Origin of the sequence: Umezawaea beigongshangensis (assembly GCF_016464305.1) — a bacterium.
Taxonomy (GTDB): Bacteria; Actinomycetota; Actinomycetes; order Mycobacteriales; family Pseudonocardiaceae; genus Umezawaea_A; species Umezawaea_A beigongshangensis.
This window is the reverse complement of the sequence record NZ_JAEIOJ010000015.1, coordinates 21,490-33,798: the sequence shown is the minus strand read 5'-3', so window position 1 is coordinate 33,798 and position 12,309 is coordinate 21,490. Positions and strand designations below refer to the sequence as shown.

Annotated in this window: 8 protein-coding genes and 1 tRNA gene; 8 read left to right on the top strand and 1 reads right to left on the bottom strand. The window is 72.7% G+C overall.

Features of this window, described 5'->3' with window-relative positions; translation table 11 throughout:
* Nucleotides 1-79: 79 nt before the first annotated feature.
* From topA to IMZ35_RS26755, 4 genes are all read left to right on the top strand, one after another.
* Nucleotides 80-2,809 carry a type I DNA topoisomerase gene (gene topA, locus IMZ35_RS26770; protein ID WP_199443971.1) on the top strand — a complete coding sequence of 910 codons (2,730 nt, stop codon included), beginning with the start codon at nucleotides 80-82 and terminating at the stop codon, nucleotides 2,807-2,809.
* Nucleotides 2,810-3,003: 194 nt separating this feature from the next.
* The gene (locus IMZ35_RS26765; protein WP_199443970.1) at nucleotides 3,004-3,384 is read left to right on the top strand and encodes a hypothetical protein; all 381 of its coding nucleotides are present in this window, start codon (nucleotides 3,004-3,006) and stop codon (nucleotides 3,382-3,384) included.
* A 62-nt stretch (nucleotides 3,385-3,446) separates the two neighbouring features.
* The gene (locus IMZ35_RS26760; protein WP_307868838.1) at nucleotides 3,447-5,597 is read left to right on the top strand and encodes a bifunctional MFS transporter/dTMP kinase; all 2,151 of its coding nucleotides are present in this window, start codon (nucleotides 3,447-3,449) and stop codon (nucleotides 5,595-5,597) included.
* Nucleotides 5,594-6,796 (top strand): DNA polymerase III subunit delta', encoded by a 1,203-nt coding sequence (locus tag IMZ35_RS26755; protein WP_199443969.1) that lies wholly within the window; start codon nucleotides 5,594-5,596, stop codon nucleotides 6,794-6,796. Before IMZ35_RS26760 ends, IMZ35_RS26755 begins: the two co-directional genes overlap by 4 nt.
* A gap of 79 nt (nucleotides 6,797-6,875) precedes the next feature.
* On the opposite strand, the gene IMZ35_RS26750 is transcribed toward IMZ35_RS26755, so the two are convergent.
* A complete protein-coding gene (locus IMZ35_RS26750) occupies nucleotides 6,876-8,720 on the bottom strand; it encodes a hypothetical protein (RefSeq protein WP_229373368.1) in 1,845 nt (614 codons plus the stop codon).
* Nucleotides 8,721-8,828: 108 nt separating this feature from the next.
* Here IMZ35_RS26750 and IMZ35_RS26745 point away from each other — a divergent pair.
* From IMZ35_RS26745 to IMZ35_RS26730, 4 genes are all read left to right on the top strand, one after another.
* A tRNA-Thr gene (locus IMZ35_RS26745) sits at nucleotides 8,829-8,905 on the top strand.
* Nucleotides 8,906-8,978: 73 nt separating this feature from the next.
* Nucleotides 8,979-9,404 carry a contact-dependent growth inhibition system immunity protein gene (locus IMZ35_RS26740; RefSeq protein ID WP_199443968.1) on the top strand — a complete coding sequence of 142 codons (426 nt, stop codon included), beginning with the start codon at nucleotides 8,979-8,981 and terminating at the stop codon, nucleotides 9,402-9,404.
* A 45-nt stretch (nucleotides 9,405-9,449) separates the two neighbouring features.
* Nucleotides 9,450-9,842 carry a hypothetical protein gene (locus IMZ35_RS26735; protein ID WP_229373363.1) on the top strand — a complete coding sequence of 131 codons (393 nt, stop codon included), beginning with the start codon at nucleotides 9,450-9,452 and terminating at the stop codon, nucleotides 9,840-9,842.
* Nucleotides 9,842-12,280: a DUF4132 domain-containing protein gene (locus tag IMZ35_RS26730; protein WP_199443967.1), complete on the top strand. Its 2,439-nt coding sequence runs from the start codon at nucleotides 9,842-9,844 to the stop codon at nucleotides 12,278-12,280. The genes IMZ35_RS26735 and IMZ35_RS26730 overlap by 1 nt, the downstream gene beginning before the upstream one ends.
* The last annotated feature ends 29 nt before the right edge of the window (nucleotides 12,281-12,309 follow it).

Genomic DNA, 12,309 nt, shown 5'->3' with positions numbered 1-12,309 from the left:
GTCATGGACTACCCGTCCGGCGACGCGGACAAGGCACACTGGCGGGTCGAGACGCAGGGTTGGAAGAGAGCGGGACAGCGTGGCTGGATCGACACGGACGAGAAAGAGCTCCGGGGCGACGGGTGACGGCAATCGCCGATTGGTGATCGTCGAGTCGCCCGCGAAGGCGCGCAAGATCGCGTCCTACCTCGGCAGCAACTTCGTCGTCGAATCCTCCAAGGGACACATCCGCGACCTGCCGAGAGGCGCGGCGGACGTGCCCGCCAAGTACAAGGGCCAGCCGTGGGCCAGGCTCGGCGTCGACGTGGACCACGACTTCGAGCCGCTCTACGTCGTGACCCCGGACAAGAGGTCCACGGTCACCGAGCTCAAGGAAGCCCTCAAGGACGTCGACGAGCTCTACCTCGCGACGGACGGCGACCGCGAGGGCGAGGCCATCGCCTGGCACCTGCTCGACACGCTCAAGCCGAAGATCCCCGTCCGCCGGATGGTCTTCCACGAGATCACCGAGCCCGCGATCCTCGCCGCCGCGGCCAACCCCCGCGACCTCGACCAGGACCTGGTCGACGCGCAGGAGACCCGCCGCATCCTCGACCGCCTCTACGGCTACGAGGTCAGCCCCGTGCTGTGGAAGAAGGTCATGCCGAAGCTCTCGGCGGGCCGCGTGCAGTCGGTGGCGACGCGCATCGTCGTGGAGCGCGAGCGCGAGCGGATGAAGTTCGTGACCGCCTCCTACTGGGACATCTCGGCGACCATGGACGCCGGTCCCGACGCCACCCCGCGCACCTTCGGCGCCCGGCTGGTCGCCGTCGACGGCACCCGCCTCGCCAGCGGTCGCGACTTCGGCTCCGACGGCCGCCTCAAGGACGGCGTCGACGTGCGCCTGCTCGACGAGCCCGAGGCGCGTCAGCTCGCCACCGGCCTCGTCGACACGAGCCTGTCCGTCGCGAGCGTCGAGGAGAAGCCGTACAGCCGCAAGCCGTACGCGCCGTTCATGACCTCCACGCTCCAGCAGGAGGCGGGCCGCAAGCTGCGCTTCACCGCCGACCGCACCATGCGGACCGCGCAGAAGCTCTACGAGAACGGCTACATCACCTACATGCGAACCGACAGCACCACGCTGTCGGAGACCGCGATCACCGCCGCGCGCTCCCAGGCCACCGAGCTGTACGGCGCGCAGTACGTGTCCGACAAGCCGCGCCAGTACACCCGCAAGGTCAAGAACGCGCAGGAGGCCCACGAGGCGATCCGCCCCGCCGGAGAGGTGTTCCGCACCCCCGGCGAGGTCGCCCGCGAGCTGGACTCCGACGAGTTCAAGCTCTACGAGCTGATCTGGCAGCGCACCATCGCGTCGCAGATGAACGACGCGCGCGGCAACACCACCAGCGTCCGCGTCGTCGGCACCGCGGCCACCGGCCAGGAGTGCACGTTCGCCGCCTCCGGTCGCACCATCACCTTCGCCGGGTTCCTCAAGGCCTACGTCGAGACCGTCGACGCCGAAGCGGGCGGCGAGTCGGACGACGCCGAGTCGCGGCTGCCGCAGCTCGTGCGGGACCAGGCCGTCACCGCGGCAGAGCTGTCCGCGGACGGCCACTCCACGAGCCCGCCGCCGCGCTTCACCGAGGCCAGCCTGATCAAGACGATGGAGGAGCTGGGCATCGGCCGCCCCTCCACCTACGCCTCCATCATCAGCACCGTCCAGGACCGCGGCTACGTGTGGAAGAAGGGCTCCGCCCTGGTCCCCTCGTGGGTCGCCTTCGCCGTCGTCGGCCTGCTGGAGCGGCACTTCGGACGCCTGGTGGACTACGACTTCACCGCCGCGCTGGAGGACGAGCTGGACGGCATCGCCGCCGGTCGTCAGCAGCGCACCACCTGGCTGTCGGGCTTCTACTTCGGCGGCAGCGTCGGCCCGGAGAGCTCCGTCGGCCGCTCCGGCGGCCTGAAGAAGCTCGTCGGATCGAGCGTCGAGGAGATCGACGCCCGCGAGGTCAACTCCATCCCGCTGTTCGCCGACGCCGAGGGCCGCACCGTCGTGGTCCGCGTCGGCCGCTACGGGCCGTACCTGGAGCGCGAGGTCGACGGCGCGTCGCAGCGGGCGAACCTGCCGGACGACCTGCCGCCCGACGAGCTGAGCACCGACATCGCGGAGAAGCTGTTCTCCACGCCGCAGGAGGGGCGCTCGCTGGGCACCGACCCGGTGAGCGGGCACGAGATCGTGGCGAAGGAGGGACGCTTCGGCCCGTACGTGACCGAGGTGCTGCCCGAGCCCGCCGAGGGCAAGAAGGCGGCCAAGCCGCGCACCGGCTCGCTGTTCAAGTCGATGTCGCTCGACACCGTCACCCTCGACGACGCGCTGAAGCTGCTGTCCCTGCCCAGGATCGTCGGCAAGGACCCCGAGACCGGCGCGGAGATCACCGCGCAGAACGGCCGCTACGGGCCGTACCTGAAGAAGGGCACCGACTCGCGGTCGCTGACGGGCGAGGAGCAGCTCTTCACGGTCACGCTCGACGAGGCCCTCGCCATCTACGCCGAGCCGAAGAAGCGCGGCCGGTCGGCCGCCGCCGCGCCGCCGCTCAAGGAGATGGGCAACGACTCGGTGTCGGGCAAGCCGATGGTGGTCAAGGACGGCCGCTTCGGGCCGTACGTCACCGACGGCGAGGTCAACGCGTCGCTGCGCAAGAGCGACAGCGTGGAGGGCCTGACCGACGAGCGCGCCTCCGAGCTGCTGGCGGAGAAGCGCGCGAAGGGTCCGGCTCCGAAGAAGAAGGCCGCGCCGCGCAAGCGCACGCCCGCCAAGTCGAAGTCCTGACCGCTCTCCGCACGCCCCCGCCGGAACGTCCGCGTTCCGGCGGGGGGCGCGGAGCGGTCCACAGCCCGCCGGTTGTCCACAGGCGGCGCGCTTCACCCGTCCACGGCGTCTGAGCTGGGTAGACTGGCCTCGGGGCCGTCCCCCGGTGAGGGTGGGGGGTGGGTTGTTCCGCGCGCGCGAGGAGGTGGGCACCGATGCCTCGTGCGAGGTGGAGCGGTGAGTCGTGGACCCCGGACGGTACGCACGCACCAGCGCCGCTGCCCCTGTGGCCCGATCCGCTCGCCGGGCTGGTGACGGCCGACGTGCCCCCCGAACCCGCTGCCCCGGTCGTGCTCCCGGTCATCACCCTCCCCGCGCCGCAGGCCGTTCCGGGCCTCGTGCACCGTCCCGCGCGGGCTCGCCACCGCCCCGCTCACCAGCGGGAGCCGCAGGTCGTCGCCCCCGCCGCCTCCGTCGTCGAGGAGAAGCCGCCCAGCCGGTCCGGCGGGTGGCTCCTCGCCCTGCTCGTCCTCGCCGCCGTCCTGTTCGGCGTCTTCCACGACACCATCGCCGAACTGGTCGAGATCCTCCGGTGACCCGAACCGGCCACCACCGCTCCGCGCCCCGGTTACGCTGATCGGAGAGTGAGCAGAAGGGGGTGGACACGATTCTGGGCGGACGACCGACGGACGACGCCGTCACCACGGGGCCGAACCGGACGGGGGCGCCGACGTCGAGCGCGTCCACCGGCCGCCGCCTGCGCAGTGTCCTCGCCATCAGGGCGTTCCGCCGTCTGTGGGGCGTGACGTACCTGTGCAGCATGGGCGACTGGCTGTCGTTCCTCGCACTGTCCGGCCTGGTCTCCAGCCTCACTGAGAGTTACCGGTTCGAGAGCTTCGCGCTCAGTGCCGTGGTGCTCACCCAGCTGCTGCCGGGCATCCTCTTCGCGCCGCTGGGCGGTGTGCTCGCCGACCGGTTCGACCGCCGCAAGATCATGGTGGTCTGCGACCTGCTGCGCGGCGGGCTCTTCTTCTCCATCGCGTTCATCGGCACCGCGTGGTGGCTGTTCATCGCGAACTTCCTCGTCGGCTGCTGCGCGATGGTGTGGATTCCGGCGAAGGACTCCGCCGTCCCCAACCTGCTGCGCAGGTCGGACCAGGTCGAGTCGGCCAACCAGCTCGGCCTGGTGATGACCTACGGCATCTCCGTCATCAGCGCCGCCGGGCTGTACTCCGTGATCTTCGGCGTTCCGGGCTACTTCCACGTCCAGAGCACCAACGTCGAGTTCCTCATCGCGCAGATCGCGGTCGCCATCAACGGCCTGCTCTACGTGTCCTCCGCGATCGTCGTGGCCACCCGCATCCCCGAGCTGTCCGGCCGGGCGTCCGTGGCGCGCAAGAAGCAGCGGGACGAGGACGCGCCCGGTTTCTTCGGCATGATGGGCGAGGGCATCCGCTTCGCCGCCGTCACCCCGCTGGTGCGCGGGCTGATCGTCGGCATGATCGGCGCGTTCACCGCCGCGGGTGCGGTCATCGGCACCGCCATCCCCTACGCGCAGAGCCTGCTGGGCGGCAAGAGCACCATCGGCCTGCTGTTCGTGGCGATCTTCCTGGGGCTCGCGACCGGCATGGCCATCGCGCCGCGACTGGCCCGCCGGCTCACCTACAACCGGCTGTTCGGCGTGACCATCGTCCTCGCCGGACTGAGCCTGGTGATCGTCGCCGTCGCCCCGCACCTGTGGGTGGCGCTGATCGCCGTCGCGGTCGTCGGCGGCTGTGCCGGCATCGCGTTCCTGACCGGGCTGACGATCATCGGTTCCGAGGTCGAGGACGCGATGCGCGGTCGTGTCGTCGCGCTGGTGCAGACCCTGCTGAAGGTGATCCTGGCGCTGTCGTCGCTGGTCACACCGCTGCTGGTGAGCCTGGTGCAGGTTCGCACGATCACCGTGTTCCACCATCCCATGCTGGTCGACGGCACCCGCCCGGTGCTGCTCGGCGCCGGTGTCATCGCCGCCGTCGTCGGCCTCATCGCCTACCGGCAGATGGACGACCGGCGCACCGAGAACCTGCTGTCCGACCTGCTCGCCGCGCTGCGCGGACGACCGGCGAAGACGAGCGGGCTGCTCATCGCCATCGAGGGCGACACCAGGGAGGACACCAGCGTCCAGGCGAGGCGGCTCGCCGCGGCGCTGCGCGACGAGGGCCGTGACGTCGTGCTGGCCAGCGATCCCGAACTCGACGAGCGCAGGCTGCGCAGCGTCCTGTCGTCGGCCGAGCTGACCGGGATGCGCGCGCAGGCGCTCGTCGCGGCGGCCGTGCGCGCCGACGTGGTGGAGCAGCAGGTCAGGCCCGCGCTGGACGCCGGTGGGCTGGTCGTCATGGAGCGCTACGTCGACAGCCCGCTCGCCCACTTCACGGCGGCGGGCCGGTTGGAGCCGGCCGAGCTGGAGGGCCTGGTCAACTGGGCCACCGGCCGCCTGCGCCCCGACCTGACGGTGCTGCTCGACCGGTCGCCGGGGTCGATGCCCAGCGAACTGGCCGGTGTGGACGTGGAGGACGCCGTCGGTCTCATCGGCGACGCCCGGCCCGGTAGCCGCGCCTTCGACAACGTCGAGCACCATTGGCGCGTGCAGAGCCTGCTGAGCGACATGGCGGCGGCCGATCCCGACCGCTACGTGGTGGTGGACGCCGACGGATCTCCCGACGAGGTGGCCCAGCGGGTGCGCGACGCCGTGGGCGACGCGCTCGCCCACCACCCCGCGGCGGCCCTGCGGGCGTCCTCCGGGGCGAGCGCGGTGGAGCACGCGTGAGGTCGGGTGCGTGGGCCGGGGTCGTCGGTCAGCCGGACGCCGTCGAGGTGCTGTCCACCGCGGCCGAGGCCGCCGCGACGATCATCGCGGGCGGTGAGGCGCGTCCGGGGGCGATGACGCACGCGTGGTTGTTCACCGGGCCGCCGGGGTCGGGTCGCTCGGAGGCCGCGAGGGCGTTCGCCGCGGCTCTCCAGTGCACCGCGACCGACGACCGGCCGGGCTGCGGGGCGTGTCCCGGGTGCCGCACGGCGCTCGCCGGCACCCACGCCGACGTGCGGGTGGTCGTGCCGGAGGGGTTGTCGATCTCGGTCGCGGAGATGCGCGCCCTCGTGCAGACCGCGGCGCGGCGGCCCACGACCGGCCGCTGGCAGATCGTGATCATCGCCGACGCCGAACGACTCACAGAGGGCGCGGCGAACGCGCTGCTCAAGGCCGTCGAGGAGCCTCCGGAGCGCACGGTGTTCCTGCTGTGCGCGCCGTCTGACCACCCCGACGACGTGTCCGTGACGATCCGCTCGCGCTGCCGGGTGGTGTCCCTGGGCACGCCGAGGGCGTCGGCCATCGCCGAGGTGCTGGAGCACCGCGACGGCGTGCCCCCCGAGATCGCGGCCTGGGCGGCGTCGGTCTGCGGCGGGCACGTGGGGCGGGCGAAGAGCCTCGCGACCGACGAGCAGACCCGCCTCCGCCGCGAGGCGGTGCTGCGCATCCCGCTGGCGCTGCGGCGGCCGTCTGACGTGTTCACCTGCGCGGACCAGCTCGTGCAGGCCGCGGAGGCCGAGGCGAGCGCCGCGAACGACGCCCGCAACGACGCCGAGCGCAGCGCGCTGGAGACGGCGATGGGCGCGGGGGGCACCGGCAAGGGCACGGCGTCGGCCGGTCGGGGAGCCAAGGGCGCGCTCAAGGACCTGGAGAAGCGGCAGAAGTCCCGCAGCACCCGCACCCAGCGCGACTCGCTCGACCTGGCGCTGGTCGACCTCGCCGGGTTCTACCGCGACGTGCTCGTGACGGCGACCGGCTCCGAGGCCACCCTCAACCACCCGGACCGCGCGAGCGACTCCCGCACGGCGGCGGCGTCGTGGACCCCGGAGTCGACGCTGCGCCGCCTGGAGGCCGTCCTGGCCTGTCGCGACGCGCTGGACACCAACGTCAAGCCGCGCATCGCCGTGGAGGCCATGGTGACGGTCCTGCACCGCGGCTGATCCGCCAGTCGCCCGTTCGAGCGCCGCGAGTGGACCGCTCGGGCACCCCGGACGCGGAGTCCGGGGTGCCCGAGCCCTCTCACTCCTCGGCGGAATCACCCTTCGCGGGGGGCGTCCGGCGCGGAGCGTCCGGTGTGGAGCGTCCGGCCGCTGCGTCTCCGGTTGCGGAGTTTCCGGCCTCTGCGTCCCTGGCCGCTGCGTCTCCGGCCGCTGTGTCGTCGGCCGCTGTGTCGTCGGCCGTGGTGTCCGGAGTGGACTCGTCCCCGGCGGGTCCTCCGACGGCCAGCAGCCTGCGCCGCCCCGGCGTCGCGGCCACGATCACCACGCCCGCGAGCAGCATCGCCGTGCCGGCCCAGAACAGCGGGATCGACTTGTACGCGGCGTTCGTGTGCGCGAGCGGCGGCGGTGTCGTGCCCGGCGCCTGCGGTGCCGGGCCCCCGGCGCCCGGCTGCGGCGCGGGACTCGTCGCGCACACGACCCCGTCGCGCGGGGCGGCGGCGCGGACGATCTGCTCGCCCAGCGACACCTGCGCCAGCGCGGAGGGCAGGTTCGGCAGGCTCAGCGCGTTCGTGGGCAGCAGTTGCAGGTCGAGCAGCCGCGCGGTGCCGCCGAGCATGTAGCCGGTGATCGGCGGTCCGCCCTGGACGAGCGGTCCGTCGATCGGCGTGCGCTTCTCGTTCAGCTGTGCGATCTGCAACCGCAGCACGCCCAGGTCGAGCGTGGGCAGCGTCGCGGGGACCTCGGCGCCGGAGGGCAGCAGGTCGCCCACGATGGGCAGCTTCGGCAGCCCCTCCAGCCCCGGCGTGCCGGGCAGCGGAATCGCGATCGGCACGTCGAACTCCGGGTGTGCCGCGTCCAGCACGCCGAGTTCCCGCCCGCCCTGGCTGACGCGCAGCACGGGGGCGGTGTAGGTGATCGTGGAGGTCGCCTCGTCACCGGTGGACAGCGCCGTCAGCGTCGGCTGGCTGACGACGTCGACGCGGACCTCCAGCGGCGTCCCGGCGAGGAGCCGGACGCCGGCGGCCTGGAGCGTGGACGTGGACTCCACCGCCCTGTTCGCCGAGCCGGGCAGTTCGACCAGGCGCACGGTGGACCGCGCGCTGAACGTCTCCGGCACGCTCAGCAGCGAGCCGGTGTGCCCGGTGTCGCTGGTGCCCGAGAGCAGGCCGCCGAGCTGGCTCAGCGGCGCGGACAGCGACTTCACGCCGTCGATCACCGCCTGCTTCGTGGCCGGGTCGAGCCGGGGGTCGTCGGTGAGCATCCCGGTCAGGTCGAGCGCGCTGGGCAGCGTGGGGACGGCGTTGAGCACGGACAGGCTCGCGACGGACGTCCGCGCGTCGGCCAGCGGCTCCACGCACGGGCCGAGCTGCTCGTCCCACCTGGCCTGCACGCTGCCCTCGAGCAGGCCGACCTTCAGCAGCACGTCCAGCGGCGTCCGCGGCGGCGTCAGGCCACCGGTCAGCGGCTCGGGGTTGTCCGGCAGCGCGGCCTGCACCAGCGAGCCGGGCGTCTGCGGCGCGCGTCCCTGCACGGCGAAGCCGAGCGGCGACGCCTGCGCGACGGCGCGCTCGTGGGCCAGGAAGGCCTCGGTGTTGGCCTGCGCGCTGGCCAGGCCCACGCCGACCTCGGCGGCCGACTGCTTCGGCAGCTCCTCGCCGAAGCCGGGCAGGATCGAGGAGGTCTGCACCGAGTCCGGCGCGATCCGCACGACGCCGAGACCGGTGCCGGCGTCGCCGATGGCGTGGGCGAGCGGCCGCGCGTCGCCGGGGGCCGAGACCGGCGGCTGGCCCGGATCGGCCGGTGCGGGGATCGGCGTGGTCACCGGCTGCGCGAGCGCGGGTGACGCGGCCACGAGCGGCGTGCACAGGGCCACCAGCACAGCGGCTGCGGGAAGGGCTGTCGCGGCGGGAGTGCGTCTGCGCATCTGTCGTTCTCCTCGACGGTGGGGAGCGGTGACCGCGGTCACTGCTGCTTCAACGACCGGACCCCTGTGAGGTGACGCCGAATTCCTCGGCTATAGTTGTCTCGTCTCGCCGCCTTAGCTCAGTCGGCCAGAGCAGCTCACTCGTAATGAGCAGGTCGTCGGTTCGATTCCGACAGGCGGCTCCAGGCAGAGACGTCGGGCCCCTCCGGTTCACCGGAGGGGCCCGACTCGTTCTCCGGACTCTGCGACGATCACCGCGTGACAACCTCCACCGACCGCCGGCGCAGCGTCGAGGACATCGAGGGCGACCGCTGGGGAGATCCGCCGGCCGACGCGACGTACCTGATCCGGACCGTCCTGCTGCTGCGGCGCACACCGGTGGGGGAGCTGGGCGTCGAGGACCTCCGCATCCTCCTCGGCCAGCGGGTCGCGCCGTCCGTGCTCGTGCCGCTCGCGCTGGAGGTGCTGCTGGAGGACCCGCTGGCCGCCGGGCACTTCTACCCCGGTGACCTGCTGAAGTCCGTGCTGGGGCAGCCCGGTTCCTTCTGGGACGGTCATCCCGGCCCGCTGGCGGACCTCACCGTCGTCCTCGACCGGTTCCAGGCCGTGCTGGAGGCCGCGGACCCCGACGAGGTCCCGCCTCGCGACCTGCTCCGCGCGGTGCGGGAGTTCCGCGAGCGCTGAGCGGATCGGGGGGAACTGTCGGTGCCCGCTCCTAGTCTCACCCGCATGGCACTGGTGAGCTTCGTCGACGAGACGACTGGTGGGGAACGCCGCGAGGCGTGGGGGCTGGAGATCTTCGAGGAACGCCTGCCCCTGCGCGAGCTGATCCGCAGGCGGGTCTTCCAGGAGGTCGCCGAGTACAACGCGAAGGAGCCCGAGCTCTTCCACGGCCTCGTGCAGCCCGGCGACGCCGAGCGCGTCCTCAACGGCTTCCGGGTGCGGCGGGGCCACCGGGTCGACGCCGAGGCCCAGTTCGCCAAGGCCGTGGAAGCGTTCTCCCGCAACGGTTTCGTGGTGCTCGTGGACGACCGGCAGGTCGAGGAGTTGGACGAGGAGATCGACCTCGTGATGCACACCGAGGTCACGTTCCTCAAGCTCGTGCCTCTGGTGGGCGGCTGATGTCCGGCGAGCACGGCCAGTGGCGCCGCTCGCTGGAGGCGTACGCGGAGTCCGGGGACCCGGCCGGCGTCCTGGACCTGCTGTTCGCGGTGGCCCGGACGAGGAGCGCCGAGCGCAGGACGATCGCGACGGGCGTGCTGCGCGGGCTGTCCGGTGAGCAGCGCTCCGCACTCGTCCAGCTCGCCGTGGCGCACCGCGGCGGTGAGGCCGGGCTGGGTTCCGTCCTCGAACTGCTCCTGTCGGTCGAGCCCGAGGAGCTCACCGCCGCCGCGCTGCGGGACGTCCTGGAGGAGCAGGCGCGGAGGTGGTTCGGGGACGTCCGGCTGATCTCGACGCTGCTGGAGCTCGCCGTGTCCGCCGGGCAGCCGGTCGGCGCCCACGTGATCGCGGTCGCGCGCCGCACGCTGCACGCCTACTCGTGGGGGAACGCGGAGTTGAAGAAGGTGCTGGTGACGTTGCCGCAACCGCCGCTGAACCCCGGTGAGCAGTGGGCCGACACGGCGGCGGCCTCCGGCGAGCGGTGGCTGCCGCTGCTGGAGCACGCCGCCACCGCCACGTCGGCCAAGCCGTCCGCCGCGTGGGAGAAGCGGGCCCGCGCGCTGCTCGACGACGTGGGACCGGACGAGGCGCGCGAGTGGCTGCTCGGCTTCGTCGCGCAGGTCGGCGCTCCGCGCACGCTGCCCCTGCGCGGTTACCAGGCGGGCGGCGACGAGACGTTCGACCCGCACAACACGACCGCGCTGCGCGGTCTGCTGTGGACACTGGCGTTCACGCCGCCGCGACCGGAGACGGCCCGCGCGCTCGCCCGCCTCGTGCAGGTCGCGCTGAAGAAGGTTCCCGGCGTCGGCCCGCGCAACCCCAAGACCGCCAACGCCGCCGTCCACGCGCTGTCGCGGATCGACCACGAGGAGGCCCTCGCGCAGATCGCGCGCCTGGCGACGGCCGTCACCTTCAAGGGCACGCTGAAGGAGATCAACGCCGCGCTCGACGCGCGTGCGGCGGCGCTCGGGCTGAGCCGCGAGGAGGTCGAGGAGCTGGCGGTGCCCGCGTACGGGCTGACGGAGGTGGGCCGCCGCGCCGAGACGCTCGGCGACGCCGAGGTGGAACTCGTCGTGACCGGCTCGCACGCGGTGCTGAACTGGCGCAACGCCGCGGGGAAGGCGGTGAAGGCCCCGCCCGCGTCGGTCAAGCGCGATCACCCGGAGGCGCTGAAGGAGCTGAGGGCCGCCGTCAAGGACGTCGGCACGATGCTCACCGCGCAGGCCGAGCGGATCGACCGGCAGTTCCTGCTGGCCCGCACCTGGCGCGCGGCGGACTGGCGTGCCCGCTACCTGGACCACCCGCTGGTCGGCACGCTGGCGCGGCGGCTGATCTGGCTCGTCGACGGCACACCGGTCGCGTTCGCCGACGGCGAGCTGCGGACCGTCGACGACTCCGTCCCGACACCGGGCGACGAGGCCGTGGTGGAGCTGTGGCACCCGGTGGGCCGCCCGGTCGAGGAGGTGCTCGCCTGGCGCGGCTGGCTGGAGTCGCACGGCGTCACGCAGCCGTTCAAGCAGGCCCACCGCGAGGTGTACCTGCTGACGGCGGCCGAGGAGAACACCCGCGTCTACTCCAACCGCTTCGCCGCGCACGTCCTGCGGCAGCACCAGTTCCACGCGCTGGCCGCCACCCGCGGCTGGAAGAACCGGTTGCGGCTCATGGTGGACGACTCCTACCCGCCCGCCGTCCGCGAGCTGACCCGGTGGGGGCTGCGCGCGGAGTTCTGGATCGAGGGCATCGGCGAGGAGTACGGCGAGGACACCACCGAGTCCGGCAGCTACCTGCGGGTGGTGACCGACCAGGTGCGGTTCTACCCGCTGACCGCGCCGGAGAACTCCGCGCACGCGACCGGTGGCGGCTACGAGCAGTGGGTGCGGCAGGACCAGGCGCCGACCGCTCCGGTGCCGCTGGAGCAGGTCCCTCCGCTGGTCCTGAGCGAGGTCATGCGCGACGTCGACCTGTTCGTGGGCGTCGGCAGCGTCGGCAACGACCCGACGTGGCAGGACGGCGGTCCGCGCGGCCGGTTCCGGGAGTACTGGGCCTCCTACAGCTTCGGCGAGCTGAACGCCACGGCGCAGACCCGGAGGGAGATCCTCCAGCGACTGCTGCCGCGCCTGGCCGTGGGTCGGCACGCCTCGCTGGAGGGCCGCTTCCTGCGCGTGCGGGGGCAGCTCCGCACCTACAAGATCCACCTGGGGTCGGGCAACATCCTGATGGAGCCGAACGACCAGTACCTGTGCATCGTGCCGAAGGCGGGGGACACGGCTCTCGGCAGCGACGTGTTCCTGCCGTTCGAGGGCGACCGGGTGCTCGCGGTGATCCTCAGCAAGGCGCTCCTGCTGGCGAAGGACACCGCCATCACCGACGAGACGATCACGCGCCAGATCCTGAGCTGATCACCACCGCGCTGCTCCATCGGAGTGGC